The 26,804-nt window shown below is 68.5% G+C and carries 29 protein-coding genes; 14 read left to right on the forward strand and 15 right to left on the reverse strand.

The window, feature by feature from the left end; all coding sequences use genetic code 11:
- The first annotated feature begins 35 nt into the window (after nt 1-35).
- The gene (locus tag ABZX37_RS04530) at nt 36-2,090 is read left to right on the forward strand and encodes an AAA family ATPase (protein ID WP_354735926.1); all 2,055 of its coding nucleotides are present in this window, start codon (nt 36-38) and stop codon (nt 2,088-2,090) included.
- On the opposite strand, the gene ABZX37_RS04535 is transcribed toward ABZX37_RS04530, so the two are convergent.
- Nucleotides 2,048-3,271 carry a glycosyltransferase 87 family protein gene (locus tag ABZX37_RS04535; protein ID WP_354735928.1) on the reverse strand — a complete coding sequence of 408 codons (1,224 nt, stop codon included), beginning with the start codon at nt 3,269-3,271 and terminating at the stop codon, nt 2,048-2,050. The genes ABZX37_RS04530 and ABZX37_RS04535 overlap by 43 nt on opposite strands.
- A gap of 21 nt (nt 3,272-3,292) precedes the next feature.
- On the reverse strand, nt 3,293-4,111 hold the full coding sequence (locus ABZX37_RS04540; protein ID WP_354735930.1) for a helix-turn-helix domain-containing protein: 819 nt from the start codon (nt 4,109-4,111) through the stop codon (nt 3,293-3,295).
- 98 nt (nt 4,112-4,209) lie between these two features.
- Between ABZX37_RS04540 and ABZX37_RS04545 the strand changes: the two genes are divergently transcribed.
- A complete protein-coding gene (locus ABZX37_RS04545) occupies nt 4,210-5,619 on the forward strand; it encodes an amidase (protein WP_354735932.1) in 1,410 nt (469 codons plus the stop codon).
- Here ABZX37_RS04545 and ABZX37_RS04550 read toward each other — a convergent pair.
- Genes ABZX37_RS04550 through ABZX37_RS04560 form a run of 3 tightly spaced genes read right to left on the reverse strand, consistent with a single transcriptional unit; the run spans nt 5,616 to nt 8,908 of the window.
- Complete coding sequence (locus ABZX37_RS04550; protein WP_354735934.1) at nt 5,616-8,000, reverse strand: excinuclease ABC subunit UvrA; 2,385 nt, start codon at nt 7,998-8,000, stop codon at nt 5,616-5,618. The two genes, ABZX37_RS04545 and ABZX37_RS04550, sit on opposite strands and share 4 nt — an antisense overlap.
- Nucleotides 8,001-8,043: 43 nt before the next feature.
- The gene (locus tag ABZX37_RS04555) at nt 8,044-8,454 is read right to left on the reverse strand and encodes a VOC family protein (protein WP_354735936.1); all 411 of its coding nucleotides are present in this window, start codon (nt 8,452-8,454) and stop codon (nt 8,044-8,046) included.
- A gap of 10 nt (nt 8,455-8,464) precedes the next feature.
- Nucleotides 8,465-8,908: a helix-turn-helix transcriptional regulator gene (locus ABZX37_RS04560; RefSeq protein WP_043831515.1), complete on the reverse strand. Its 444-nt coding sequence runs from the start codon at nt 8,906-8,908 to the stop codon at nt 8,465-8,467.
- A 107-nt stretch (nt 8,909-9,015) separates the two neighbouring features.
- On the opposite strand from ABZX37_RS04560, the gene ABZX37_RS04565 reads away from it, so the two are divergent.
- Nucleotides 9,016-9,903, forward strand: a complete 888-nt coding sequence (locus ABZX37_RS04565; protein WP_354735938.1) for a hypothetical protein — start codon at nt 9,016-9,018, stop codon at nt 9,901-9,903.
- A gap of 93 nt (nt 9,904-9,996) precedes the next feature.
- Here the strand turns inward: ABZX37_RS04565 and ABZX37_RS04570 are convergent, their stop codons facing one another.
- Together ABZX37_RS04570 and ABZX37_RS04575 are read right to left on the reverse strand one after the other, a co-directional pair.
- Nucleotides 9,997-10,635 carry a pyridoxal 5'-phosphate synthase gene (locus ABZX37_RS04570; RefSeq protein ID WP_354735940.1) on the reverse strand — a complete coding sequence of 213 codons (639 nt, stop codon included), beginning with the start codon at nt 10,633-10,635 and terminating at the stop codon, nt 9,997-9,999.
- Nucleotide 10,636: 1 nt separating this feature from the next.
- Nucleotides 10,637-11,308 carry a hypothetical protein gene (locus ABZX37_RS04575; protein WP_354735942.1) on the reverse strand — a complete coding sequence of 224 codons (672 nt, stop codon included), beginning with the start codon at nt 11,306-11,308 and terminating at the stop codon, nt 10,637-10,639.
- A 94-nt stretch (nt 11,309-11,402) separates the two neighbouring features.
- Here ABZX37_RS04575 and ABZX37_RS04580 point away from each other — a divergent pair, with 94 nt between their 5' ends.
- Together ABZX37_RS04580 and ABZX37_RS04585 are read left to right on the forward strand one after the other, a co-directional pair.
- Nucleotides 11,403-11,930, forward strand: a complete 528-nt coding sequence (locus ABZX37_RS04580; protein WP_354735944.1) for a DUF2020 domain-containing protein — start codon at nt 11,403-11,405, stop codon at nt 11,928-11,930.
- A 139-nt stretch (nt 11,931-12,069) separates the two neighbouring features.
- A complete protein-coding gene (locus ABZX37_RS04585; protein ID WP_354735946.1) occupies nt 12,070-12,522 on the forward strand; it encodes a hypothetical protein in 453 nt (150 codons plus the stop codon).
- A gap of 64 nt (nt 12,523-12,586) precedes the next feature.
- On the opposite strand, the gene ABZX37_RS04590 is transcribed toward ABZX37_RS04585, so the two are convergent.
- A complete protein-coding gene (locus ABZX37_RS04590) occupies nt 12,587-13,219 on the reverse strand; it encodes a hypothetical protein (protein ID WP_354735948.1) in 633 nt (210 codons plus the stop codon).
- Between the two features lie 206 nt (nt 13,220-13,425).
- Here ABZX37_RS04590 and ABZX37_RS04595 point away from each other — a divergent pair, with 206 nt between their 5' ends.
- Nucleotides 13,426-13,950 carry a peptidylprolyl isomerase gene (locus tag ABZX37_RS04595; protein WP_354735950.1) on the forward strand — a complete coding sequence of 175 codons (525 nt, stop codon included), beginning with the start codon at nt 13,426-13,428 and terminating at the stop codon, nt 13,948-13,950.
- A gap of 43 nt (nt 13,951-13,993) precedes the next feature.
- The gene (locus tag ABZX37_RS04600; RefSeq protein ID WP_354735952.1) at nt 13,994-14,968 is read left to right on the forward strand and encodes a rhomboid family intramembrane serine protease; all 975 of its coding nucleotides are present in this window, start codon (nt 13,994-13,996) and stop codon (nt 14,966-14,968) included.
- On the opposite strand, the gene ABZX37_RS04605 is transcribed toward ABZX37_RS04600, so the two are convergent.
- Entirely contained in the window at nt 14,942-15,370 is a 429-nt protein-coding gene (locus ABZX37_RS04605) for a PH domain-containing protein (protein WP_354735954.1), read from the reverse strand. The two genes, ABZX37_RS04600 and ABZX37_RS04605, sit on opposite strands and share 27 nt — an antisense overlap.
- A gap of 85 nt (nt 15,371-15,455) precedes the next feature.
- A complete protein-coding gene (crgA, locus tag ABZX37_RS04610) occupies nt 15,456-15,722 on the reverse strand; it encodes a cell division protein CrgA (RefSeq protein WP_354735956.1) in 267 nt (88 codons plus the stop codon).
- 652 nt (nt 15,723-16,374) lie between these two features.
- Here crgA and ABZX37_RS04615 point away from each other — a divergent pair.
- The 3 genes from ABZX37_RS04615 to ABZX37_RS04625 are packed head-to-tail and all read left to right on the forward strand — an operon-like array spanning nt 16,375 to nt 18,454.
- Nucleotides 16,375-17,331: a class E sortase gene (locus ABZX37_RS04615; protein WP_354735958.1), complete on the forward strand. Its 957-nt coding sequence runs from the start codon at nt 16,375-16,377 to the stop codon at nt 17,329-17,331.
- Complete coding sequence (locus tag ABZX37_RS04620) at nt 17,331-17,489, forward strand: hypothetical protein (protein WP_354735960.1); 159 nt, start codon at nt 17,331-17,333, stop codon at nt 17,487-17,489. Before ABZX37_RS04615 ends, ABZX37_RS04620 begins: the two co-directional genes overlap by 1 nt.
- Entirely contained in the window at nt 17,459-18,454 is a 996-nt protein-coding gene (locus tag ABZX37_RS04625) for an LLM class flavin-dependent oxidoreductase (protein WP_354735962.1), read from the forward strand. Before ABZX37_RS04620 ends, ABZX37_RS04625 begins: the two co-directional genes overlap by 31 nt.
- Before the next feature lie 234 nt (nt 18,455-18,688).
- On the opposite strand, the gene ABZX37_RS04630 is transcribed toward ABZX37_RS04625, so the two are convergent.
- The 3 genes from ABZX37_RS04630 to ABZX37_RS04640 form a co-directional block, all read right to left on the reverse strand.
- Complete coding sequence (locus ABZX37_RS04630; protein WP_344282305.1) at nt 18,689-19,075, reverse strand: SCO5389 family protein; 387 nt, start codon at nt 19,073-19,075, stop codon at nt 18,689-18,691.
- Nucleotides 19,076-19,167: 92 nt separating this feature from the next.
- Complete coding sequence (locus ABZX37_RS04635) at nt 19,168-19,893, reverse strand: ABC transporter permease (protein ID WP_354735964.1); 726 nt, start codon at nt 19,891-19,893, stop codon at nt 19,168-19,170.
- A gap of 13 nt (nt 19,894-19,906) precedes the next feature.
- Nucleotides 19,907-20,614 (reverse strand): ABC transporter ATP-binding protein, encoded by a 708-nt coding sequence (locus ABZX37_RS04640; RefSeq protein WP_354735966.1) that lies wholly within the window; start codon nt 20,612-20,614, stop codon nt 19,907-19,909.
- Between the two features lie 167 nt (nt 20,615-20,781).
- On the opposite strand from ABZX37_RS04640, the gene ABZX37_RS04645 reads away from it, so the two are divergent.
- On the forward strand, nt 20,782-22,584 hold the full coding sequence (locus tag ABZX37_RS04645; RefSeq protein WP_354735968.1) for a histidine kinase: 1,803 nt from the start codon (nt 20,782-20,784) through the stop codon (nt 22,582-22,584).
- Nucleotides 22,524-23,180, forward strand: a complete 657-nt coding sequence (locus ABZX37_RS04650) for a response regulator transcription factor (protein ID WP_354735970.1) — start codon at nt 22,524-22,526, stop codon at nt 23,178-23,180. The genes ABZX37_RS04645 and ABZX37_RS04650 overlap by 61 nt, the downstream gene beginning before the upstream one ends.
- Here the strand turns inward: ABZX37_RS04650 and ABZX37_RS04655 are convergent.
- Nucleotides 23,173-23,766: a helix-turn-helix domain-containing protein gene (locus tag ABZX37_RS04655; protein WP_354735972.1), complete on the reverse strand. Its 594-nt coding sequence runs from the start codon at nt 23,764-23,766 to the stop codon at nt 23,173-23,175. The genes ABZX37_RS04650 and ABZX37_RS04655 overlap by 8 nt on opposite strands.
- A gap of 62 nt (nt 23,767-23,828) precedes the next feature.
- Here ABZX37_RS04655 and ABZX37_RS04660 point away from each other — a divergent pair, with 62 nt between their 5' ends.
- Nucleotides 23,829-24,722 (forward strand): NADP-dependent oxidoreductase, encoded by an 894-nt coding sequence (locus tag ABZX37_RS04660; RefSeq protein WP_354735974.1) that lies wholly within the window; start codon nt 23,829-23,831, stop codon nt 24,720-24,722.
- Nucleotide 24,723: 1 nt separating this feature from the next.
- Here the strand turns inward: ABZX37_RS04660 and ABZX37_RS04665 are convergent, their stop codons facing one another.
- The gene (locus ABZX37_RS04665) at nt 24,724-26,040 is read right to left on the reverse strand and encodes an FAD-dependent oxidoreductase (protein WP_354736207.1); all 1,317 of its coding nucleotides are present in this window, start codon (nt 26,038-26,040) and stop codon (nt 24,724-24,726) included.
- A gap of 110 nt (nt 26,041-26,150) precedes the next feature.
- Between ABZX37_RS04665 and ABZX37_RS04670 the strand changes: the two genes are divergently transcribed.
- The gene (locus ABZX37_RS04670; RefSeq protein ID WP_354735976.1) at nt 26,151-26,795 is read left to right on the forward strand and encodes an aminodeoxychorismate/anthranilate synthase component II; all 645 of its coding nucleotides are present in this window, start codon (nt 26,151-26,153) and stop codon (nt 26,793-26,795) included.
- The last annotated feature ends 9 nt before the right edge of the window (nt 26,796-26,804 follow it).

The raw sequence follows: 26,804 nt of genomic DNA on the forward strand, positions 1-26,804 counted from the left end.
TATATTTAACTTAGTTAAGAAACAGGGGGCGGGGAGTGGAACCAGAGATCCGGGCGGAGCGCGAGTATCTCCAGGCCTGTCACGCGGAACTGGACCGCATGCGGGAGGAGATCAAGACCGCCATCGCGACGGGGACGGGCGAGGGCGACGCGGTCGACGACAAGTACTTCAACCACGTCCTCAGGCAGTTTCGCATCGAGATCGCCGAGGAGCTAGCGGATATCGACGAGGCGCCGCTCTTCTTCGGTCGCCTCGACTACCCGCCGGGCGAGGTTTACGAGGCGGCGCGCGGGCCGCATATTCGGTCGCCGCAGCATGACCTGGTTTACCTGGGGCGCAGAGGAATCCGCGACGACGACGGCGAACCGCTGGTGATCGATTGGCGGGCGCCGCTCGCCAGGGCGTTTTACGAAGCCGATCACGACCATCCGATGGGGGTGCGGGTTCGGCGCCGGTACGGGTTCGACCAGGCCGGGGTGCTCAGCGCGTTCGAGGACGAGCCGCTCGATCAGCCCGGTTCCGCAGCGAATCGGCTGCTCACCGCGGAGATCGAGCGGCCGCGGCAGGGGCCGATGCGGGACATCGTCGCCACGATCCAGCCGGATCAGATGCGGTTGGTTCGTGCGCCGGTCGATCGGACGCTCTGCATTCAAGGCGCGCCGGGGACGGGCAAGACCGCGGTGGGTCTGCATCGGCTCGCGTATCTGCTCTACACCGAGCGGGTGCGGCTGCAGAAGGCCGGCGGGGTCGCGGTGATCGGGCCGAACCGGTCGTTTCTCGCTTACATCGCGGGCGTGCTTCCGGCGCTCGGCGAGGTGGCGGTTTCCCAGGCCACGATTGACGAATTGACCGGGGCGGGGCAGCCGGCCGAGCACATTGACGATCCGTGGACGGCTCGGATCAAGGGTGACGTCCGGATGGCGGAGGTCGTCCGGAGGCATCTGTGGGCGCGGATCCAGCCGGTCGATCGGACGCTCGAAGTCAAGTACCAACACCGGACTTGGCGGTTGTATCCCGAGGACATCGCCGAGGAATTGAGGGAAATCCTCAGTCGCGGCGCGGATTACAGCGCGGGGCGCGAATTGCTGGCCCAGCGGCTCGCGCATCGGGTCTTGCGCGAGATGGAGCGGTCCGGCGGCACGAGCGCGACACTCCATCAGCTCCGCCGCAATGCCGCGATCAACAAGGCGGTCCGCGACATGTGGCCTGCGGTTGAGCCTGCGCGGTTGGTCTACGACCTGCTTACGGACCGAACGACGCTTGCTCAAGCGGCCGAAGGGATCCTGACCAATGAGGAACAGGAAGCTTTACTACGGCCAAGGCCGCGCAGTCGTAAGGCGATGACCTGGTCCACGCTCGATCTGGCGTTGCTGGACGAGGTCGCGGCGCTGGTCGAGCGTCCGGCGAAGCTCGGGCATGTCGTCGTGGACGAGGCGCAAGACCTCAGCCCGATGCATCTGCGGGCGATCGCGCGCAGATTGGCGGGGGCGTGCACGGTTCTCGGCGATGTCGCGCAGGCGACCAGTCCGTCCGCGGTCCGCGAGTGGACCACCGTGCTCACCCATCTCGACCGGCCCGGCGGGCGGATCGAAGAACTCACGCACGGCTACCGCGTTCCGGCGGATGTCCTCGACTTCGCGGCTCGGCTGCTTCCGCACATCGCGCCGGAGCTGCGCAGTCCCACGTCGTTCCGGCATTCCGCGGATGCCTTGCACCTGACCGAAACGGACGAGACAGTCGCCGCCGCGGTCGACGCTTGTGCGAAGGCGCTGATCCAAGAGGGATCGATCGGATTGTTGGCTGCGGACGCGGATGTTCCGGAGTTAAGCCAGGCTCTTGCCGAGCGCGGGTTGGACCACGCGGTGCTGGGCACCGAGGGAACCGCGCGGATCACGGTGGCGCCGGTGAGTTTGGCGAAAGGGCTGGAGTACGACACGGTCCTGGTGGTCGAACCGGCGCGCATTGTGGCGGCGGAAGAGCGTGGGCTGCAACGGTTGTACGTCGCGCTCACCCGCGCGGTCAGCACGTTGCACGTCCTCCACACCGATCAGTTGCCGGAGCCGTTGCTGGCTCGGACCGCGGCGGTTTGACGGCGCGTCGAGGAGAACTGCCAGCCGAGGAATCCCAGCGCTAGCAGCAAATAGCTGTTGCCGATCAGGTGCTCGACGGGGCCCCAAGACAGCTCCAGGTACCCGTTCTTCGGCAGCCACGAGTGCGGTGCGATCACGAAAATCGCGGCCACGGCAGCCAAACCGGCGACCGCGATCCGGGTGTGGGCGCGAGCGGCGAACAGGACGATCGCGGGCACGATCCACACCCAGTGGTGCGACCACGAAATCGGCGAACACACCAGGATCGCCGCCGTGTTGAGCAGGAACGCCATCGGCGGGTCGGCGCGCAGCATCGCGGGAACGGTCAGCGCGAGCGCGGCCAAAGTCAGCACTGCGACCAGGATCAGCGTCGGAGTGTCCGGAAGTCCGAACCGGTGCACCGCGCCCTGGATGGTCTGGTTCGTCGCGAAAATCGACCCGCTCATGCCGGACGCGCCGGTCAGCCCGCCGCCGAACCAGTACTTCATCGACGCTTCCGGCGCGATCACGAATCCGGCCACGCCGGCGAGCACGAAGGTGACCACTGTGGTCACGACCGCGCGGAAGTCCTTCTTCAGCAGGAAGAACAGCAGGAAACCGGCCGGGGTGATCTTCATGGCGGCGGCGAGGCCGAGCAGGACGCCGCGCGGCAGCCGGGTCCGCGGGCCGAGGCAGTCGATCACCACGAGCGCCATCAGGATCAGGTTGATTTGCCCGAACCACAACGTTTCGCGGACCGGTTCGAAGGCCAGCGACCCGGCACCGACCAGCAGCGCGGCCAGCAACGCGGTCCGCCGCCGGGCATGCGGGCGGACCACGACGTAGACGGTCCCGCAGAGCGCCGCGAGCGAGACTGCGAGCATCAAGATCGCGCCCAGCGGCAGCGGCATCGCGGCGAACACCAAGAACACGACGGCCGCGAACGGCGGGTAGATGAACGGCAGGATCAGCCCGGCGCGGGTGGGCGGGAGCGGGCCGTAGACGTCTTCGCCCTGGGCCAGCGCCCGCGCGCCGGACCGGTAGATCTCCAGGTCGAGCGGCCACATCGTGCAGACGAGCCAGAGTATCGCCGCCGCCACCGCCACCGAGGCGATGACCAGCGCGAACACCGTCCGCCGACGGCCGCCGACGTCGTCTAGCCACCGGCGCAGCGCGACAGCGGGGGGCCGGAGGGAAGTCACTCCGCGATCATGCCGGTGCGATCACCCGTTCGCGCAGTGGGGGCGGGACCAGGCCACTTCGTCGACTGCGAGCCACGGGGCGTTCGCGGCGGCTGCGGGGGTGATTCCGGCGAAGGCTTTGACCTCGTGGTGCAGGTGCGACTGGTCGACATATCCGCTGTCCGCAGCCACTGAGGCGGGGCTTTCGCCAGCGGCTAGCCGGTGTACCGCGTGGTCGAAACGGACCAGTTGCGCGGCGCGTTTCGGGCTCAACCCGAGCTGGCTGCGGAAGCGGGACCACAGCCGTTTCCGGCTCCAGCCGGTCTCGTCGGCCAGTTGCTCGATCCGCACCTGACCGTGGCGCACGTCCATCCGCTGCCAGGCGAAGGCGACTTCCGGGTCGACCGTGCGACCGGACTCGTACCGCTTCCCCAGCGAGGCTTCTACCAGCGCAAACCGGTCGTTCCAGGAGTTGAGGGCGCGGAGCCGGTCGGGCAGCTCAGTAGGCCAGACGTCCTCAAGGGACACGACCTCGCCGCTGAGATCCGTCCCGAGCACCGCGTGCGCGACCCCGGGGGACAGCCGGATCTGCATGCATTCGATGTCCTGCCCGCGCACACGCATCCCCTGCGGAGCGAGCCCGGCGACGACACTGCCACGAGCGACGTCGTTGACGAGCAGCCGTTCGCGCAGATTGACGAACAGCGTGACGGCCGGATATGGGACCACCGTCAAGTCGACCAAGTCGACGGTGTCGCCGACGAACCCGGCCATCTGCACCCCGGGCAGCCGACTCGCCCGGCGCGGCACGGCGATGCCCCACACCGCCGCCCCGTCGCGAGCCCACTCGGCTGGTCGCATGCCGCCATCGTAGACAAAACCAGCGGCGCGACATTTCTCCAAGACCGGCCACCACCGCCCCGACCAGGCTGAACGAGGTATCGGAAAGGGGATCCGTCATGGTCAATCCGTTCAGCTCCGCCGTCGAACTCGCTGCCGCCGTCCGTGCGAAGGAGGTGAGCCCGGTCGAGATCGCCGACTGCTACCTCGACCGCATCGCCGCGCTGGACCCGAAGTTCAACGCCTTCTGCTTCCGCGCGGACGACGAGGTCCGCGCCGCCGCGAAAGCCGCCGCCGACGCCGTGGTCCAGTGCCCGCCGGAGGACCTGCCGCCGTTCCACGGGATCCCGTTGCCGATCAAGGATCTCGCCAATGTCAAAGGCTGGCCGACCACCTACGGCTCGCTGGCCACCGACCGGGCTCCGCAGCCGAAGTCGGATCCGCTCGTGCAGCGCTTCGCCGACGCCGGTTTCCTCCCGCTCGGCAAGACCACGACGTCGGAATTCGGCGCGGTGCCGTTCACCGAAAGCGAGGCGCAGGGCATCTCGCGCAACCCGTGGGACCCGGACCGCACGCCCGGCGGTTCGTCCAGCGGCGCCGGGATCTCCGTTATCGCGGGAATGGCTCCGGTCGCGCACGCGGAGGACGGCGGCGGCTCGATCCGGATCCCGGCGTCGTGCACCGGCCTCGTCGGATTGAAGCCGACCCGCGGTCTGATCACGAACGCCGTGGTGGAAGTCGAAGGCTTCGCGACCAGCGGCGTCGTGAGCCGGACGCTCGTCGACACCGCCGCGGTGCTGGACGTCATCGCGCGGCATGACCCCGGCGCGTGGTGGTCGCAGCCGACGCCCACGCGGTCCCTTGCTCAAGCGCTGACTAAAGAACCGCCGACTGGCCTGCGGATCGGCGTCCTCACGACCTCCCTGATCGACGGCATCACCGTCGACCCGGCTTGCCTGACCGCGGTCGACAAAACCCTCCGCGCGCTCGAAGAAGCCGGACACCAGATCGTCGACAAACCGCTTCCGCTGCCGACCTCAGCGGAGCTGATCTCGACGTTCATGAAGGTTTGGAATGTCGCCAGCGCAGGCATCCCGCTGGTCGACCCGGACCGCGTCGAACCGCACAACCGAGCCCAGCGCGAAGCCGCGAAGTCGGTCGATTCCTGGACCTACGCAGAGAGCGTGCACAAGACCCAGGTGCTGTCGCGACGCATTGTCGAGGCCTTCACCGACAGCTTCGACCTGCTGGTCACGCCGACCATGGCCTGCCTGCCGCCGAAGGTCGGCGCGTGGCGGGCGAGCGGAAACCCGGTGGTGGCCGCGTATCCGATGGGCGTCTTCACGTCGCTGTTCAACGTGACCGGCCAGCCGGCGATCTCCCTCCCGCTGCACCACGACGAGGCCAGCGGCCTGCCGGTCGGCGTCCAGTTGGTCGCCGCGCCATGGCGGGAAGACCTGTTGTTGCAGGTCTCCCGCACGCTGGAGCAGGCACTGCCCTGGACCGACCGGCGGCCGCCGGTGAGCTAGCCGACGTAGGCGGCCAGGTGCTTCCCGGTGAGCGTCTGCTTCTTCTTCACCAGCTCGGCGGGCGTCCCCTCGAAGACCACCTGGCCGCCGTCGTGCCCGGCGCCGGGACCGAGGTCGATGATCCAGTCGGCGTGCGCCATCACGGCCTGGTGGTGCTCGATGACGATCACCGACTTGCCCGATTCGACGAGGTGGTCCAGCAGCCCGAGCAGCTGTTCCACGTCGGCGAGGTGCAGGCCGGTGGTCGGCTCGTCGAGGATGTACACACCGCCGTTCGATCCCATGTGCGTCGCCAGTTTCAGCCGCTGCCGCTCGCCGCCGGACAGCGTGGTCAGCGGCTGGCCGAGCGTCAGGTAGCCGAGCCCGACCTGCTCCATCCGCTCGAGAATCCGGTGCGCGGCCGGGGTTTTCGCGTCGCCTTCGGCGAAGAAAGCGGTGGCCTGGGCGACCGACATCGCGAGCACCTCGCTGATGTCCCGGCCGCCGAAGCGGTACTCCAGCACCGAGGCGTCGAACCGCTTGCCCTCGCAGACCTCGCAGGTGGTGGCCACCCCGGCCATCATCCCGAGGTCGGTGTAGATGACGCCGTTGCCGTTGCAGTTCGGGCACGCGCCCTCGGAGTTGGCGCTGAACAGCGCGGGCTTCACGTTGTTGGCCTTGGCGAAAGCCTTGCGGATCGGTTCGAGCAGCCCGGTGTACGTCGCCGGGTTGCTCCGCCGCGAACCGCGGATCGGGGCCTGGTCCACCGATACGACGTCATCGGATTCCCGAATGGACCCGTGGATCAGCGAGCTCTTGCCCGATCCGGCGACCCCGGTGATCACGCACAGCACGCCGAGCGGGATGTCGACGTCGACGTCCTGCAGGTTGTGCGTGTTCGCGCCGCGGATTTCCAGCACGCCCGTGCGTTCCCGCACCGACGGCTTGAGCGAGGCACGGTCGTCCAAGTGCTTGCCGGTCAACGTCTTGCTCGCGCGCAGACCGTCCACAGTGCCCTCGAAACACACCGTGCCGCCGTTCGTGCCCGCGCCCGGACCGAGGTCGACCACGTGGTCGGCGATCGCGATGGCCTCCGGCTTGTGCTCCACAACGAGGACGGTGTTTCCCTTGTCCCGCAACCGGAGCAGCAGGTCGTTCATCCGCTGGATGTCGTGCGGGTGCAGGCCGATGGTGGGTTCGTCGAAAACATACGTGACGTCAGTGAGCGACGATCCGAGATGCCGGATCATCTTCACCCGCTGCGCCTCGCCGCCGGACAGCGTGCCCGCCGGCCGGTCCAGCGACAGGTAGCCGAGCCCGATCTCCACGAACGATTCGAGCGTCTCGTGCAGTGACTTCAGCAGCGGCGCGACCGACGGTTCGGACAGCTTCCCGACCCAGTCGGCGAGGTCGCTGATCTGCATCGCGCACACGTCGGCGATGCTCATCCCGTCGATCTTGGCCGACCGCGCCAGCTCGCTCAGCCGCGTCCCGTCGCATTCCGGGCACGTCGCGAAGGTGACCGCCCGGTCCACGAACGCGCGGATGTGCGGCTGCATCGCCTCGACATCCTTGGACAGATACGACTTCTGGATCCTCGGCACCAGACCCTCGTAGGTCATGTTGATGCCTTCGATCTTCATCCGCGTCGGTTCCTTGTACAGGAAGTCCTGCAGCTCGCGCTTGGTGTACTTGCGGATCGGCTTGCCCGGATCGACCAGGCCGGAACCGCTGTAGAGCCGGTAGTTCCAGCCGCCCGGGGTGTAGCCGGGGATGGTGAGCGCGCCGTCGTCGAGCGATTTCGTGTCGTCGTACAGCTGGGAAAGGTCGATGTCGTTGATCGAACCGCGACCCTCGCAGCGGGCGCACATGCCGCCGGTGATGCTGAAGCTGCGCCGTTCCTTGATCTCCTTCCCGGCGCGCCGCACGGTGACCGCGCCCGCGCCGCTGACCGACGCGACGTTGAACGAGAACGCCTGCGACGACCCGATGTGCGGCACGGCGAGCCTGCTGAACAGGATCCGCAGCATCGCGTTGGCGTCGGTGGCGGTGCCGACCGTCGAGCGCGGATCGGCCCCCATCCGCTGCTGGTCGACGATGATCGCGGTGGTCAGCCCGTCGAGCACGTCGACCTCGGGCCGGGCCAGCGTGGGCATGAAGCCCTGCACGAAACTGCTGTAGGTCTCGTTGATCAGCCGCTGCGATTCCGCCGCGATCGTGCTGAACACCAGCGAGCTCTTGCCCGAGCCGGACACCCCGGTGAACACCGTCAACCGGCGCTTCGGGAGTTCGACGCTGACGTCCTTGAGGTTGTTCACGCGGGCGCCCTGCACGCGGATCAGATCGTGGCTGTCAGCGGCGTGCTCTGCCGAGGGCGTGGGCTTCCCCTTGGCCTTGGTCATCGTCTCTCCCTGTTTCTTCCCCAGAGGTCCGGCTCGGACTTCTTCAGCTCGCTTGCTGGATGCGGATCAGGTTTCCGGCCGGGTCGCGGAAGGAGCAGTCGCGGACGCCGTAGGGCTGGTCCGTCGGCTCCTGCACGACCTCGGCGTCGCTGGCCTGCAACCGGTTGAAGGTCGCGTCGACGTCCTTGGTCGCCAGGTTCAGCGCGGCGTAGGTGCCCTTGGCCATCATGTCGGCGATCATCCGGCGCTCGTCGTCGGTGAGGCCGGGGAACGCGGCGACCGGCTGCAGCACGACCGAGGTGTCCGGCTGTCCGGGCGGGCCGACGGTGATCCAGGCCAGGTCCCCGTACTTGACATTGTTGCGCACCTCGAAGCCGAGGACGTCGCGGTAGAAGGTCAGCGTCGCTTCCGGATCGGTGTGCGGGAGGAAGCTCGCGTGAATGGTCATCTCCATGCCGATCACACTAGGTTCGCGCCGAACGGGGTGCTTCTCGATTCCTGATCGGTCGCGTGACCTGTTTCGCGACGCACGGCGCCATGCCCTCGGTCGCTCCGGTCTCCTCCTGGCGGTAAACGCTTGGCGGCTTCCCGACCAGCTCGGTAAACCGTGTACTGAACGTCCCCAGCGACGAAAAGCCGACCTCGAAACACACCTCGGTGACGCTCAGATCGCCTCGGCGCAGCAACGCCATGGCGCGCTCGATGCGACGGGTCATCAGATACGAATACGGCGACTCTCCGTAAGCGGCGCGGAATTGCCGGCTGAGGTGCCCGGCGGACACGTTGATGCTCCGCGCGAGCGCCTCGACGTCCAGGGGACGCGCGTACTCGCGGTCGATCCGGTCGCGCACCCGGCGCAACCGTGCGAGATCGGCCAATCGCTGCGCGTCGTCCGGTTTGCTGGTCACCCCGAAATCGTGCCACGACGATCGCCGCGGTCCCAGCAATCCGCTCTTTCGGGCTGGTGGCCGATTCGTTCAAGATCCTCGCGCGGCGCCCGTGCGACGGTGTCCGGGTGACTGTGAAATGGGAGGCCGTCGCCCCGTTCCTCGCCGGGCACGGCCGATTGCTGGACCAGCGGCGGTTCGAGCTGCTGGAAGGAAACGGGCGAGCCGAAGAGGTGCTCGCGGCGGTCGCGGCCTACCGGAATCCGGACGGCGGCTACGGCTGGGGACTGGAGCCGGATCTGCGCGCACCGGAAAGCCAGCCGGGCGGCGCGCTGCACGCGTTCGAGATGTTCGCCGACATCGCGCCGGTGACCACGCCGCACGCGGTGCGGTTGTGCGATTGGCTGGAGTCGGTGTCGTTCGCCGACGGCGGGCTGCCGTTCGCGTTCCCGGTCGCCGATCCGACCGCGTGCGCTCCCTTTTGGACCGGAGCCGACCCGACGGCGTTCTCGTTGCAGAGCACCGCGTTCGTCACGTCGGCAGCGTGGCGGGTCGCCGAACACGACGAGGCGGTCGCGGTGCATCCGTGGCTCGCGCGGGCGACCGAGACCTGCCTGCGGGCGATCCGGGACCTCGACGAGATGCCGCACGTCATCGAGTTGAGCTTCGCGATCCACCTGCTGGACGCCGCGTACGACCGGTACCCGGAGGCCGACGAACTCCTGACGAAGCTGGGGAAGTTCCTGCCGGAGAGCGGAATCGTCCCGGTACAGGGCGGCTCCGAGGGCGAAGTGCTGCGTCCGCTGGACTTCAGCCCGGTGCCCGGCCCGTCCCGGCGGCTGTTCGCCCCGGAAGCGGTCGAAGCGGACCTGACGCGGCTGGAACAGGGCCAGCAGCCCGACGGCGGCTGGACGGTCGACTTCGCCAGCTTCTCCCCGATGGCCGCGCTGGAGTGGCGCGGCTACGCCACCGTCGGCGCGATCTCCAAGCTGCGCGCCAACTCCCGGCTCGGCTAAGCGCACCCCAATGTGGCATTGGGTGCATCTGACGCACCGAATGCCACATTGGGTGCATGCGACGCACCCAATGCCACATTGGGACGGTGCGGCTCAGGGCCAGAGGCGTTCGCGGACCCAGCCAGCGGGTTCGCGGCGGTAGCGGACCCGGATGTGCCGCCGGTCGTGCGAGGCCTGCCAGAACTCGACCGATTCCGGTTGGATCAGGTAGCGCGTCCACGTTTCCGGTGCCGCGTCCGGGTTTTCCGCCACCCACTCCGCGGCTGCCTCGGCCGCTTCGACCAGCTTCGCCGGGTCGGACAGCACCTCCGACTGATGCCCGACGTACGCCTCGGCCCGCGAGGCGGGCGGTCGAGCGAGGAAGTCGTCGGCGGACACCTCGGCCGCGGCCGGGACCACCAGACCGCGCACGCGCACCTGGCGTCCGCGACCGGGCCAGAAGAACGTCAACGCCGCCCGGGGGTTCGCCGTCAGCTGCTGGCCCTTCGGGCTTTTCGAACTGGTCGCGACCGCCCAGCCGTCCTCGTCGACGTTCTTCAGGATGACCACGCGGGCGTCCGGCGCGCCGTCAGCGTCCACTGTGGACAGAGTGACCGAGTGCGGGGCCAGCACGTGCTCGCCGGCTTCGGTCAGCCAGGCGAGGAACAGCTCCTCGGGCGTTTCCGGGGTGCGGTCCGGGTCGAAGTCCGGAAGCTGTTCGGGGAACGACTGCCAGCCGCGCAACGAAACCATGTCACCGACCGTACGGCGGTTGCCCCGGCGGCGGGTAATGCGGCGGCTGCGGCCCGGCCGGACCCGCGGCGGGCGGGGGAGAGGTCTGCGGCATCGGCCCCTGCGGAATCTGCCCGGGGAAACCGCCGGGACCCGATTGCGGGGGCTGCTGGTAAGCGGCCTGCTGCGCCTGCCACTGCACCTGCTGGAAAGCCTCGGCGGGCTGCGGGAAACAGAACGTCAGCTTCGCGTTGATCGCGCCGTGCATCGCCGCGCCCCAGAGCTTCCCGCCGGTGAACGCGTACGTCGCGCCCGCGTACGGATCCACCGCGACCATCCGGGTTTCGCCGCCGAACTGGTTGCTCGTCTTCGCGCTCGCCAGCTGCGCGGCGTCCGGATGCACGCGCCCGACGAGCCCGCAGATCACCACGGAAGCGGCGGTCCAGCCGATCGTGCCCTGCACGTTGGCGCGGGCGTGCTGGGTGGCCATGCCGGTGAACTGGTGCAGCGTCGCCGCGTCGACCTCGGGATAAGCACCGGCCACGACGCAGTAGTTCATCGTGGACAACATGATCGACTCGGTGAACAGGCCGACGGCGGCGGTCACCGGTCCGATCTGGACGGTGTTGAGCCTGCCGCCGCTGCGCACCACGCGTTCGGCGACCACCTGCAGGTACTGCTCGGGCGTGAGCACGTCCGCGACCTCCCGGGCTGAGCGGAATCCGCGGTCATCGTCGCACGCGCCGCCTTCGCGCGGACTTCACCGGGCATGGTTGACTGTGCCCGCCATGCGCCGACTTCTCGTTCTCGCCCCAGCCCTGGTCCTGCTCGCCGGCTGCAACCCGTCGAGCCCGGCGAAGGAGACTCCGTCTTCGGCGCCGGCGAGTTCCGCGTCGGCTTCCGCGGGGCTGCCGCCCGATCCGCAGCCCGCGCGCACCGCGGAGTGCCCGTACCTGTCGAACGAGACGGTGCAGGACGCGAACGGACAGCACGTCACCAAGGTCAGCGTGTCCGACGACGAGCCGCATCCGACGTGCTTCTTCTACCGCCCGGACGGCAGCCTTCAGCTGTCCGTGCGCGTGTACGTGGGCAAGAGCGACGTCGCGACCGCGCTGGTCAACAAGGCCGCGCCGGTCGACACGTCGAACCCGGCCTCGGATCCGGCGGGGTGGAAGGGCGGCTACCAGCCGGCCGGCGACGGGGTGGTCTACGCCGTCGCGAAGGGCGAGGCAGCCGTCATCGTGACGAGCAATCAGAAGCAGAGCATCAAAGCACGCACAGTGGCGAAAAAGGCTATCGCTGCCCTGAAGCTCTGAGTAACGGGCTCCGCACGGGTGAGTGAAGTTGATCTTGTATTACTCTAAGCAGCACGCGCAGTCCCCCCAACACTCGCGCGGCGGGTGCCCGTCCGGCACCGAATACTTGGTTACCCCTTTTGACGACAAGGACAGATTCGTGGCTGACACCCTCAAGGAAATCCTGCTCGACTCGAGCCGTCGCCCCAGTGTGGTCACCGACCTCGGAGAGCTCGTGGACGCCGAGGTCTCCGACAAGGGCGGGGTCTCGGGCGCGGTCGTGAAGACCGGCTTCGCCGCCGTCAAGAAGATCAAGCCGGGCATCATCCCGTCCGCGGTCGACAGCCTGCTGGACGACTTCGCCGGTGCCCTCGAGCCGTTCTACGGCGACTACCGCGCACAGGGCGGCAACGACTTCGGCGCGTACCTGACCGGCCGCTCGGACGAGGCTTCGGACGCGCTGCTCGGGGTTACCGACAGCCGTGCGGACCGCAGCAGCCGCGACAGCATCAAGAAGGTCTACTCGAAGCTGCGCCCGAACGGCAAGAAGAACGTCGCGGAGGCGCTGCCGCGGCTCGGCCAGCTGATCGACAAGCACGCCGCCACGGTCTGAACCGACTGAGCGACAACACGAAAAAGGGCCCCGGGACGCACTTCCCGGGGCCCTTTTCGCGCGTTCAGTTCTTCTTCTCCGCAGCCGACGTGCTCGGCGCCTTGCCGTTCGTCTTCGGCTCGCCCGGCTTGGCGTCCTTCGCGTCCTTGGCTTCCGGAGCCGGCTTCGCGGGCGGAGCGGGCGGGGTGGCCTTCGGCGGCGCCGGGGCGACCGGCGGCTCCTGCTGACGCGACTTCAGCGCGACGGCGGTGCCGACAGCGACCGCGCCGAGACCGAGGATCCACGGCCAGCGGCGACGCTTGCGAGTGCCCTTGGCCGCGCTCTTCGCCTCTTCCAGCGCGACGCGGAACTCCTTCTTCGCCGCCTTGAAGTCCTTCTTGCCGCGGCGCTTGGACTCGCCGGCGGACGAGGCGGCCTTGATCGCGGCCTTCTTGGCCTTGCGGCCCGGCTTCTTCAGCTCGGCGATGCGGGCGAGCGCTTCCTTGCGCGCCGCGGCGGAGCTCTTCTTCAGCTCCTTGCGAGTCAGCTCCGTCTTCTTCGCCAGCTTGCGGCGGGCCCGGCGGCTCCGCTTCCCCAGCTCCTCCGCGCCGGCCTCGGCGGCCTTCGCGCCCGCCTTGCCCGCCTCGACGACCAGCTTCCGCAGGTCCGCCGAGCCGGACTTGGCCGACTCACCGACCGATTCCACGGCCCGGGTCATGGTCTTCACCTCATCAATCGTTGTGAAACAGATCTGTTGCTTGACATCTATCCTGCCCTTTTTCCGCCCGCACCGCTGCGGCTTCCCGTTCGAGGCGGATCGGAAACCTTAAGAAAGTGGTCTCTTCCTGGGCTGATGTCCAGCGCGACGGGCCGGGACCGCCCCCTGAACCCCCCATTTGTGCGAAGGGGTGGCACGATGGCGGCGTGACTGAAAGCGCCCGCAAGGCCACCCTGCACACCAACCAGGGTGACATCCACGTGAACCTGCTGCCCGACCACGCGCCGAAGACCGTGGCGAACTTCGTGGGGCTGGCCACCGGCTCCAAGGAGTACACCCAGCCGAACGCGAAGGGCGGCAACTCCGGTCCGTTCTACGACGGCTCGATCTTCCACCGCGTCATCGACGGCTTCATGATCCAGGGCGGTGACCCCACGGGCACCGGCCGCGGCGGCCCCGGCTACAAGTTCGGCGACGAGTTCCACCCCGAGCTGCAGTTCTCCAAGCCGTACCTGCTGGCCATGGCGAACGCCGGGCCGGGCACCAACGGCTCGCAGTTCTTCATCACCGTCGCGCCGACCTCGCACCTGAACTTCCGGCACACGATCTTCGGCGAGGTCGCGGACCAGGACTCCCGGACCGTCGTCGACGCCATCGCGACCGCCGCGACCGGCCCGGCGGACCGCCCGCTGTCCGACGTGGTCATCGAGAAGATCACCGTCGAAGACTGACGAGCCGCAGGCAGGGACGGGGTTTCGGTAGGTTGGAGTCATCGTGAGCCAACCGCCGAACCCGTCCGCGCCGTCCATGCCCGGTTGCTGGTGGCATCCGAACCGCCAGACCGGACTCAGCTGCGCCCGCTGCGGGCGTCCGGCCTGCCCGGACTGCCTGCGCGAAGCCCCGGTGGGCTTCCAGTGCACCGACTGCGTGCAGACCGGGGCGCAGCAGCAGAAACAGCAGCAACGGCAGTACCGCAACGCCGGGATGGGCTCCCGCACGATCGCGGGGGCCCGGCTGTCCAATTCTTACGTCGTCACCGCCACATTGATCGCGGTGAACGTGGTGATCTTCCTGGTCACCGCGATCCAGGCGAAGAGCCTGTTCAACAACGGTTTCGCCCCGCTTGAGCAGATGGGCGTCCTGCAGACCCGGGCCGCGCTGGGCAACGGCGAGTGGTGGCGGATCATCACCTCGGGTTTCCTGCACTACGGGCCCATTCACATCGCCGCGAACGCGTTCTCGCTCTGGATGATGGGCCGGGCGCTGGAGCAGGTCTTCGGAAAGGTTCGGTACCTGGCGCTTTACTTCGTGTCCATGCTCGGCGCCTCCACCGCGGTGCTGCTCTTCGAGGACACCCGCCTTGGCACCGCCGGTGCCTCCGGCGCGATCTTCGGCTTGCTCGGCAGTTACGCGGTGATCGTTCTCAAGCTCCGGCTCAACCCCACCGCGCTGCTGATCAACCTGGTGATCAACGCCTACATCACCTTCTCCATCTCCGGCATCTCGCTCTTCGCGCACGCGGGCGGGCTGGTCACCGGGGCATTGGTGACGGCCGCGATGCTCTACGCACCGGCGCGGAACCTGGCCCGCTGGCAGGCGATCGGCACGGCTATCGTCGCGGTCGCGCTCGTCGGGCTGATCGGCTGGCGAGCCACCGAGATACCGCCGCAGACGTGCCTGTACGTGCAGTACCAGGGCCAGTCCCAGTACGTCTGCGTGTCGTCAGGCTCCGGTGGAGCGAGTACGTAGCTCGGTAAGCACGTCCAGCACGTCGCGAGGATCCTCGCCGAGGTCGGTCTGCCCGAAGATGAACAGCTGATCGCCGTGCTCCAGCTCAAGCGTCACGCCGTCGCGGCCGAGGCGGCGCGTGCTGCGCAGCCGGACCGTCGTGCCGGTCCAGGGGAGCCGGTGCGTGCCGTTGAGCGTGCGAGCGCGCAAACCGTCGTCGTCGGCGGCCAGACGCGGCCGTACGAGCGTCCAATGGACCGCGAACGCGCCGACGGCCAGCGTGGCGAGGCCGGTGAGCACCGCGCCCTTGCCGTCGCCGAAGGTCGCGTCCAGCACGGTTCCGACCAGCAACAGCGTGGTCAGGCCCCACGCCACTACCACGAGGTTTCGGCGCGGAGCCCACGAGGCCGGGTGGTTATCCACAGGGGTTATCCACACTGGGGATGAGTCACACCGGTGTGATTCGGTGTCAATCGGCCGTCCGGAGCAAAGCTGATCCGGCGGATGGTCAGCGCCACCGCATCGTCATCAGCAGGCCGGCGATCATCGCGGCGAATCCGATCGCGAAATTCCAGTTTCCGAGCTGGCTGAGGAACGAAACCTTGTCGCCCGCGATGTAGTTCACGACCAGCCAGATCAGCCCGAGGAGCATGAGGCCGAACATGACGATCTTGTAGAACAGGTTCGACGGTCCCGCGGCCTGGACCTTCACCGGGGTGCGGCGGTCGACAGGCGGGGTGTACGCGGTCTTCTTGCGGACCTTCGACTTCGGCATCGTTTCCTCGCGTGCTCTCGGGCATTCCTGGTGGCGGCATCCTGGACGAGGTCCCGCTGTCGGGGTGCGCAACCAGCGCCACGTGCACACGTTAACGTAAAGGACGGCTCCGCAGCACCGGGCGGGAGCGGTCGGGTTTCTCAGACTGTGACAATAGCGCCACCTGGAGTGCCGAGGAGGACTCCGGCCGGGCGCGGGAGGAGCTTGCGTGACGCCGCAAGATTGGCCGGGCGAGGACGACCGCCGCCCCGGCACGGGACCTGACCGCCCGGTCCGCCGACAGCCCCCGCCGCCGAGAAGGCAGTCCGGGGAGACGCCGCCGCGGCGAAGAGTGGCCGGCGATCCGGGCCGGAGATCACCCGAACAGCGCACGCCGATCGACCGGGGCGGACCGGCTCAGGGCGGCGGCGAAAGCCGGCCCGGGCAAGGGCGGGCAGGCGATGGCAGGCCCCGCGAGGGTGACCCCCGCGGCGGTGATTTCGGCGGCCCTCGCGGTGCCGCACCCCGTCGTACCGCCGAGTTCCGCGCCGAAGGCAACCCACGCGGCGAACGACGCCCGGCCGACCCGCGTGCGGGCCGTCCCGAACCCGGGGACCCCAGCCGCCGTCCCCGCGGCGGAGATCCCCGCCGTCAGCCGGAAGAAGGCCGTCAGATGCCTCGCCGGGTTGGCGCCGCGGCCCCGGATCCGTCCCGGCGGCGGATGACCGGCCCGGAGTTCGCCGAGCAGCCGACCGAGGTGTTCTCCGCGGTGGCCGTCGCCGACGAGGACGACAAGAAGAAGGCCAAGAAGACCCCGCCGCCGCTGGGCAAGGGCGGGATCGCGATCCGCACCGCGGGCGAAATCTTCATCACGCTCGGCGTCGTCGTGCTGCTGTTCATGGTGTACGAGGTGTGGGTCACCGACCTGTTCTCGGCGGAGAAGCAGCACACCGCGAGCGACCAGCTCGACGGCGACTGGCAGCAGGACCGCACGCTGCACCCCGAGCTGATCGACGGCAAGGCGTTCGCGCGGATCCACATCCCGTCGTTCGGCGCGGACTTCAACTTCACCATCCAGGAAGGCACCGGCGAGGACTCGCTGGCGGTCGGCCCCGGCCACTACAAGGGCACCGCGCTGCCGGGCGAACCGGGCAACTTCGGCATCGCCGGACACCGCGTCGGCAAGGGCGCGCCGTTCAACGACCTGGACAACCTGAGCTCCTGCGACCAGATCGTCATCGAAACGCACAGCGATTTCTTCATCTACCAGGTGCTGCCCTACGACGACGAGATCAAGGGCTGGAGCAGCGGCAAGGGCGCGCAGCCGGAATGCAAGGGCGTCTCGACGCTGCGCAACTCGAGCATCCCCGGCGGCGGACCGTACGACGAGACGTTCGGCCGCAAGGTCGTCCAGCCGAGCCAGGGCGACGCGGTGAACGCGGTGCCGTACAAGCCGGCTGACGCGTTGCCGAAGGCGCAGCAGGCTTCGCTGCTCACGCTCACCACGTGCCACCCGCAGTTCTCGGCGAAGGAGCGGCTGATCATCACCTCCGTGCTGACCCGCCAGGTGCCGAAGACGCAGGTGCCGGATTACACGACGCTGCTGAAGAAGATCGGAGTCGGTTCCTGATGTACGGCTGGCTCTGGCGGCATCTGCCCGGTCCGTTCGCGGTGAAGTTCGTGATCGTGCTCGTGCTGGTGCTCGGAATCGTGGCGCTGTTGATGTTCGTGGTGTTCCCGTGGCTGGACCCGCTGCTGTGGTTCAACAACGTGTCGGTGAACAACTGAGGTTCGGCGTCTTCCTGGTCTCGGGCCGCTTCCCGGGCCAGGACGACGCCGCCGTCCTGCGGCGTACCGTCCGTGCCGCCTGCGCGGCCGAGGCGGCCGGTTTCGACGACGTGTGGCTGGCCGAGCACCACTTCATGCCTTATGGCGTCTGTCCGTCGGCGATCACGCTCGCCGCGCACGTGCTCGGTCAGACCTCGCGGATCAGCGTCGGCACCGCGGTGAGCGTGCTGTCGACGACGCATCCGGTCGCGTTGGCTGAGCAGTGGTCCATGCTCGACGCGATCTCCGACGGCCGGTTGCGGCTGGGTGTTGGCCGGGGTGGGCCTTGGCAGGATCTGGAAGTGTTCGGAACCGGGTTGCCGCGCTATGAAACGGGTTTCGCCGAGTCGCTGGATCTTCTGCTGACTGCCGCTACTGGCCGGGTTTCGGCTCAGGGGTCTCACTTTTCTTTTCGTGAGGTGCCGCTGCGCCCTGCTCCGCAACGGTCTCCGCAAGTCGTAGTGGCCTGCGGCGGACCTGATTCTTCCGCTGTCCGGCTGGCTGCTGAACGTGACTTGCCGTTGTTGCTGGGCCTGCACGCGGATGATTTCGAGAAGGCGGCAACTGTCGCTGCTTACGGTGCGCCTGCGGCCCACGTGTCGACGGTGCTATGCCAGGTCGGCGCCGATGCTTCCGCGGTGGTGCGCCGTGCTTTACCGGGCTGGCTGGCGGATGGCCTAGCCGCCCATGTGCCGGTGGACGACCGCCCCGGTCCGGCGCGGGATCCTTGGGAGTACACGGAAAACCTGTGCGCGATCCATCCGGTCGGTCCGGTCGAGCATTGCGTCGAGACCCTGCGAACGAGCCTCCGGCGCACCGGGGTGTCCCACGTGATCATGTTCGTGGAAGCATCCGGCACGCCGGAGGGCACGATGGCGAATATCGCGCGGATCGGTGCCGAGGTGTTGCCCGCGCTGCGGGATTAGCCGGGCGTTTGGGGGTTCGCGCCTTCTAATCTCTAGGTCGCAGGTTCGAGCCCCGCCGGGGGCACCACGGTCTCAACCAGCCTGGGTCGAACGAAATCCGAACGAATTCGGAATCGGCCGGTCACAGCCCCGCCGACAATCTCCACAAGGTCGCCGCGTCAGTGACGTCAGTGGAATGCAGAACCAGCTAAGAGCGGTCTGGCCAGAGAAATCCCCTGACCAGACCGCACCGACTCAGCAGTCCCGCAGTTCCGGGCTCTGGTTCAGCAACTGCCCCCGAGGCGAGACGAACGCCCGGTACCGATCCCCGTCCGTCTCGCGGAACACCGCTACCCGGTGGCAGTTCTGGAATGCCAGCTTCACCCCGAAATGCCGTTCCAGCCCGCCGCGGATCGCGTCCGAGGCCAGGGCTCGCAGGAGCTGACCGCGGGCGGCCTCGCTCGGCGGCGGGGTTTCGTTGTCCGCGAATCCGTCCGCGGCGGTGTCCGCTTCCGCGATCACTCCGGTGATGACCTCCCACGCGTACGGCAGCGATTCCCGCACACAGGCCACGAACTCGGCGTCGGAGACCTCTCCGCGTTCGGCTTTTTCCAGCAGCGCGGGCGATACGTCCAAGGACAAGACAACCTCCATGGTCAGCGGTACCTCTCAGAGCTACCGGCCAGCCGGACCCGGCCACAAGAGAAAACGAGTTTCATCACCACTTTGGTGGATCACTCCCACCGGAACAGCCGCACGGCGAGCGCCGTTCCGCCCAGCGCGAAGGCGGCCAACGCGACGAACTGCAGCGGCTGCCCGCCGTCGCCGACCCAGGCGTCTTGCAGCGGTTGGGCGCCGGGCGGGAGGTAGCCGCCGATTTTCTGGATCGCTGCTGGCAGCAACGGTCGCGGCAGGTAGCCGCCGCCGACGAACATGATGGGGAAGAACGCGATCATGGCCAGTCCGCCCGCGGCTTTGCCGGTGCGGGCGAGGGACGCGGCGATCAGGCCCAGTGCGAACACCGAGACCAGGCCTAGCAGCAGGGCCAGCAGAAACAGCCCGGGATGGCGGGGAATCGGCACGGCGAAGCCGATTCTGGCGACGGCGAGCATCAGTGCCACCCCGGCCAGCGCGACGGCGGCGTGGATCAGCACCTGGGCGAGCAGGAGATACGCGGGCGGCACGGGAGTGGTGGCCAGACGGCGGAGAATGCCGTGCTCGCGGTAGGTGGCGACGGCGGCGGGGATGACCTGCAGACCCATCATCGCCAGTGCGATGACGACCAGTGAAGGCACCCAAAGGTCGACAAATCGATATCTGCCGGTGACTGGGCTCGGTTCTCGCATTCCGGGGATCGAGCCGACGCCCAGCAGGACCGCCGTCGGCAGGAAGACGCCCAGGAGAGCCCACAGCGGCGTGCGCAGGAACAGTTTTGCTTCGGTGATCAGCAAAGTACGCATCGGGAGAGCTCCTTCAGCCGCGAGTGAGCGCGACGAACGCTTCGTGCAGGGTGGGTTGGCCGGTGGTGGCGAGCAGTTCGGCGGGGGTGCCGGTGGCGACGACGCGGCCCTGATCCAGCAGCACCAGGCGATCGCAGAGCCGTTGCGCCTCGTCCATGAAGTGGGTGACCAGCACGATCGTCACGCCGGAAGCGCGCACGTCCTCGACCAGTTGCCAGGTTTCCTGCCGGGCGTGCGGGTCGAGGCCGGTGGTCAGTTCGTCGAGGATCGCCAACTCGGGGCGGCCGACCAGGGCGAGTGCGATGGACAGCCGTTGCCGGAGGCCGCCGGAGAGCTTGCCGAAGGCGATGTCGCGGTGGGCGTCGAGGCCGAGTTGGGTCAGCAGCATCTCGATGTCGGCCGGGTTCGGGTAGAAGGACGCGAACAGCGAAAGCGCTTCCCGGACCCGCAGTTTCTCCGGCAGGCGCGCGTCCTGCAGTTGGGTGCCGACGCGGCGGCGCAGTTCGGCAGTGTCGCGCGCGGGGTCCAGGCCCAGTACGGAAATCGTGCCGGAATCGGGCGCACGCAGGCCCTGCAGGCATTCGACAGTGGTGGTCTTCCCGGCTCCGTTCGTGCCGAGTACGCCGAAGATCTCGCCGCGTTCGACGGAGAACGAGACGCCGTCGACCACGACCCGGCCCGCGTAGGCCTTGCGGAGTTCGGAAACTTCGATGAGTCGCATGCGAACGACGCTAGAAGCGCCCGCGGTCCGGCAGAATGAGCCGGAAACCCCAGTTGAGGTGGGGTTTTGCGGGGGCCGGGGTGGGGCTGGGGCCACCCCGATCCGGGAGCTGCGGCCAGGGCCCGGGACGACCGGAGCGGCGAGACTGGGGCGCGAAAGGGGGTGCCATGACGTCGGTGCGGCGCGCGTGGGCACTCGCCGGTCTCGCGGTGGTGAGCTGGGTCGATCTCCTGCTTGAACTGATCGCGTTCGGACTGTTGTGCGTCGGTCTCGTGCTCTTCTTCTCCCCGGTTGTCGAAATCGCGCGGATTCGGTCGCGGCGCACCCGGGAGCTGGTCGGCCGGTGGGCCGGGCGGGAGATCCCGAGTCCGTACCGGCCGGAGCCGCCGGAGCCGGAACGCGAGCGTGACGGCTGGTACCGCGACGGCACCCAGCTCTACCGGCGCGCGTGGTGGATCCGCTGGAACCGACGTTTCACGTGGATCATGGAGGATCCGGCGACCGCCCGGGAGTTCGGCTGGCAGCTGCTGAATCCGCTGGTCGCGCTCGGTTTCGCGGTTTTTTCGCTGGTCGCGGGCCCGGTCGCGCTGCGCGGGTACGCCCGGTGGACCGGGTACTGGCTCGGTCCGCACGCACCGCGGGGGAAGAGCTGGCTTGGTCGCCATTTCGAGACGCTCGGGCATCAGCTCGGGCTGTGGGCGATCTCCGTGGCGCAGCTGGGCATGTCAGCCGCCCAAATCATCGTGCTGCCCAGCGTGGTGGTGGTGTTTCCGACGGTCACGCTGGCCAGCCGCGCGGTCGCCGACACCTTCCGCCGCGAAGCGGAGCGCTGGACAGGGGTGCGGATCGCTCAGCCGTACGTGCCGCCGCCCGCGCTGCCGGTGCCGCGCGGCGACGGGCTGTACCAATTCGGCAAGCAGTTGTACGAGGAACCGTGGTGGCCGATGCTGCGCGCCCGGATCCACTGGGTGCTCCACGACCGCGCGACCTGGCGGGACATGGCGGCGGCGGTAGTGCTGTCGTTCGTGACGCCGGTGCTGTGGGTGCCGTCGGCAGCGTTGGTTTTCTGGGGGATGTACGGCCTGGTCGCGCTGTGGATCACTGACCAGTACGGCTGGTTCGAGATGGTCGGGCTGCCCGCGGCGACCAGCACCGGTGGCGCGTTCGCGATGACGCCGGTGGCGTTGGCGGCGGTGTTCGTCGGGCTGCTGCCGACACCGTGGCTCGCCAAGTGCCAGGCAAAAATCGGCCGGTGGCTGCTCGGCCCGACCGAGGCGTCCCGGCTTGCCCAGCGCGTGCGTCGGCTGGACCAGACCCGCGTCGAGGTCAACGTCGCGCAGGCCGCTGAGCTGCGGCGGATCGAACGCGACCTGCACGACGGCATCCAATCCCGGCTCGTCGCGATGGGGATGAAGCTCGGCGCGGTGGAAGCCTTGATCGACCACGATCCGGACAAGGCGAAACAGCTGGCCGCGGAGTTGCGGGAAGCGTCGTCGGAGGCGCTCACCGAGCTGCGGTCGCTGGTGCGGGGCATCCATCCGCCGGTGTTGTCGGAGCGTGGACTGGTCGACGCGGTGCGCGCGGCGGCGTTGGACAGTCCGTTGAAAGTCGAGGTCACGGCCTCGGTGCCGGGCCGGCTCGAGCAGCCGGCGGAGGCCTGCGCGTACTTCGCGGTGTGCGAATTGCTTGGCAACGCGGCAAAACACGGCGAGGCCCGGCGCGCGACCGTGGTGCTGGAGTATCTCGACGGGTTGCTGCGCGCGACCGTCACCGACGACGGCAAGGGCGGTGCCGACGCCGCGCGCGGCACGGGTTTGCGCGGGATCGAGCGGAGGCTGTCCGGATTCGCCGGTAGGTTGGCGCTGACCAGCCCGCCGGGCGGCCCGACGGAGGCGATTGTGGAGGTGCCGTGCCAATTCGACCCCGGACCGTCGTCGCCGAAGACCAGTACCTCCTCCGAGACGGCCTGACCCACCTGCTCGCCGCGCACGGTTTCGACGTCGTCGCGGCCGTCGGCTCCGGGCCGGAACTCGCCGCCGCGCTCCGGGAACACCGGCCTGATGTGTCCATTGTGGACGTAAGAATGCCGCCGACCAACACTGACGAGGGCCTGCAGGTCGCCCTCGCCGCTCGGCGGGAGACACCCGGGCTGCCGATTCTCGTGCTGTCGCAACACGTCGAGCAGCTATACGCGCGCGAACTCTTGGCGGACGGCACCGGTGCGGTCGGCTATCTGTTGAAGGACCGGGTATTCAACGCCGAACAGTTCATCGACGCCGTCCGCCGGGTCGCCGCGGGCGGGACCGCGATGGATCCGGAAGTGATCGCGAAACTGGTGGCGGGCAATGCTTCCGATCCGCTGGCGGCCTTGACGCCACGGGAACGCGAGGTGCTCGGCTTGATGGCGGAAGGCTGTTCGAACGCCGCGATCGCCAGCCGGTTGCACTTCAGCGAAGGCGCGGTCGGCAAACACACCGCGAATATCTTCGCCAAGCTGGGCATTTCCGCCTCGGACGACACGAATCGCCGCGTGCTGGCCGTGCTGAAGTTCCTCGGTTCTAACTAAGAGGCACTCGCACCGCGGGCGGAAGCGGTCCGGTAGCCGGATGCGCCCGAAAAGACTGGAGCAGCAACGCCGTGAACCGTCGCACCGCCGCGACTCGGGCGGAAGCCGGTTCCACCTGGATGCCTTCGTTGGCGACCAACGCCAGCACGAGGTCTTCCAGCACAAAATCCGCGCGCAGATCGCCGCTTTTCTTCGCTCGGTGGATGAGTTCGAGCAGCAGTCGCAGCGTCCGGGCGCGGTCGGCGGCGAAGTCGAGGCGTCGCGGCAGTTGCGCGACAAATGCGCGGAACCCCTGCTCGCGGGCGTGCGCCTCGGTGAGTTTCTCCACCGCCAGGACGAAACCCTGCCACGGGTCAGCCGCGGCGAGGCCCTCCTCGACGATCGACGAGCACAGCGCCAACTCCTCGGCGAACGCTTCGGCGACCAGCGCGTCTTTGGTCGGAAAATGCCGGTAAACCGTCGCGACGCTCACCTCGGCTTGCCGCGCGATCTCCCGCATCGGCACGCGGTATCCGCGGACGGTGAAGGCCACTCGGGCCGTGGCGAGAATGCGCACGCGGTTGTGCGCGGCGTCGGTCCGTCTCACTTCGGCCCTCACCCCTCTCACTTCCGCCCGAACCGCTGACCTGCCGGAATACCGTCGGACGCATGAAAGCCGTCCAGTTTTCCCAGTATGGCCCGCCCAGCGTCGTGCACGTCGCCGATGTCGCCGAACCGCACGCCGGGCCTGGGGAGGTTCGCATTTCCGTGCGCGCGTCCGGCTTTTCCGCGGGCGAGACCGCCATCCGGTCCGGTGCGCGCAACGGTACGAGGCTCCCATTCCGGACGGGGTACGACGCTGCTGGCGTGGTGGACGAAGTGGGCGATGGAGTCACTGGGATAGAGCCCGGTGCGCACGTCTTCGGCATGACGGCGGCGGATCGTCGCGGGGCCAACGCCGAGTACGCCGTTCTCGTTCACTGGGCCGCCAAACCGGCTGCGTGGAGCTGGGCCGAGGCTGGCGGTGCCGCGGGCGCGATCGAAACCGCCACTCGAGTGTTGGATCAGTTGCCGGGCGAAACGCTCCTGGTGCACGGTGCGGCGGGCGGGGTCGGCACGGTCGCGGTCCAGTTGGCAGTGGCGCGCGGTGCCACTGTTATCGGCACCGCGAGCCCGCGCAACCACGATTTCCTGCGTTCACTCGGTGCCGAGCCGACGATCTACGGACCCGGACTGGTTGATCGGGTCGGCAGCGTCGACGCGGTGTTCGACTGCGCTGGGGGAGCACTGCCGGACCTGATCGAGATCGCCGGAGATCCAGCGAGGGTCGTGACGATCACCGACGCCACTGCACCTCAGCACGGCGTGCATTTCTCCCACAGCGCGGCGATCCCCGGAGCGGATCCGTTGGCAGTACACGGCCTCGCCGCCGCGATAAAGCTTGCCGAGGAAGGGCGCTTAAAGATCCCCGTCGCGGCGACCTTCCCGCTGAGCCAAGCCGCCGCCGCGCACGAGTTGAGCGAGGGCAGGCACGCCCGCGGGAAGATCGTCTACGTGAACTGACTCAGGCGCGCGAAACCCGCACCATCTCGTCCCGTTCCACGACCTTCACCCGCTCGCGGCCCTCGGCCTCGCCGAGCGACTTCTCGTGCGTGTCGAGCTTGCCCCACCCTTCCCAGGTGGTGAACGAAATCCCGCGCGCGGCGAGGAATTCCAGGATCGCGTCCGGCGACGAATGCCGGGGCGCGGCGAGGGTGTCCGCGTCCGCCAGCAGGTTCGCGACGGTCTCGGCCGCGTCGCCCTTCGTGTGCCCGATCAGGCCGACCGGACCGCGCTTGATCCAGCCGGTCACGTACACGCCGGGGACCTGGTTCTCGTCCAGGTCCAGCACGCGCCCGCCCTGGTTCGGGATCACGCCCGCGGTGTGGTCGAACGGGATTTCCGGCAAATGCGACGACAGGTACCCGACCGCCCGGTACACCGCCTGCACGTCCCAGTCGTGGAACTCGCCGGTGCCGACGACCTTGCCGTCGCGGTACTCGGTGCGTTCGGTGCGCAGCCCGACGACCTTGCCGTCCTCGCCGAGCACCTCGGTCGGCGCGTGGAAGAAGTGCAGGTGCAGCCGCCGCGGACGGGTGCCCTCGTCGCGAATCGCCCATTCCTGCAGCGTCTTCACGACCATGTCGGTCTGCTTGGAGGACCGCAGTTCCGCGACGCTCGCCTCGTCGAACTCCATGTCCTCGGGGTGCACGATCACCTCGACGTTCGGCGAATGGTCCAGTTCGCGCAGTTCCAGCGGCGAGAACTTCGCCTGCGCCGGGCCGCGGCGGCCGAAGACGTGCACGTCGGTGACCGGGCTGGCCTTCAGGCCCTCGTAGACATTCGCCGGGATGTCGGTCGGCAGCAGCTCGTCGGCGGTCTTGGCGAGCACGCGCGCCACGTCCAGCGCGACGTTGCCGACGCCGAGCACCGCGACCGACGACGCGTTCAGCGGCCAGGTGCGCGGCACGTCCGGGTGGCCGTCGTACCAGGACACGAAGTCGGCGGCGCCGTGGCTGCCGTCGAGGTCGATGCCGGGGAGGTCGAGCGCGCGGTCGGCCATCGCGCCGGTCGCGAAGATGACCGCGTCGTAGAACTCGCGCAGGTCGTCGAGCTTGAGGTCGGCACCGTAGTCGATGTTGCCGAGCAGCCGGATGTTCGGCCGGTCGAGCACCTTGTGCAGGGCGTTGACGATGCCCTTGATGCGCGGGTGGTCGGGCGCGACGCCGTAGCGGATCAGCCCGAACGGCGCGGGCATGCGCTCGAACAGGTCGATCTCGACGTCCGCGTCGGACTTGTCCAGCAGGTCGGCGGCGTAAATGCCGGCGGGGCCGGCGCCCACGACGGCGACACGAAGGATTCGGCTCACCGGTCCACGGTAAGTTAGGTGATCCTAACAATCACTGTGATCTGGCGTACGGTCCAGCAGGTGGGAGCCGCTAGGCTGGCGGCATGCGCGTTCTCGTCGTCGACAACTACGACAGCTTCGTCTACAACCTCGTCCAGTACCTGGCGCAGCTCGGCGCCGACTGCACGGTGTGGCGCAACGACGTCGTCGACCTAGATCGCGTGTCGGAGTTTGACGCCGTGCTTGTTTCACCGGGCCCGGGGACTCCGGAACGTGCAGGTCAGAGCATTGAAGTGATCGCGAAGTGCGCCGAGACGCGCACGCCGATGCTGGGCGTCTGCCTCGGTCACCAAGCCCTGGGCGTGCACTTCGGAGCCACCGTCGACCGGGCGGACGAGCTGCTGCACGGCAAGACCAGCCAGGTGCGGCACACCGGTGCCGGCATCCTCGCCGGGCTGCCGGAGGAGTTCACCGCCACTCGCTATCACTCGCTCACTGTGCTGCCGGAGACCATCGACCCGGCCGTTTTCGAGGTCACCGGGACCACCGAGAGCGGCATCGTGATGGGCATGCGGCACCGCGAGCTGCCGCTGGAGGGCGTGCAGTTCCACCCCGAATCCGTGCTCACCGAATGCGGGCACCGGATGCTGGCGAACTGGATGGCCTCGGCCGGACACCCGGTCGCGCCGTCCGTCGTCGACGACCTGGAGCGGGCCACCCGCACCCTGCAGAAGGCCGCGACTGCGTGACCGCCCCGA

The sequence above is a fragment of the Amycolatopsis sp. NPDC004079 genome (genome assembly GCF_040610415.1).
GTDB classification, from domain to species: domain Bacteria; phylum Actinomycetota; class Actinomycetes; order Mycobacteriales; family Pseudonocardiaceae; genus Amycolatopsis; species Amycolatopsis halotolerans.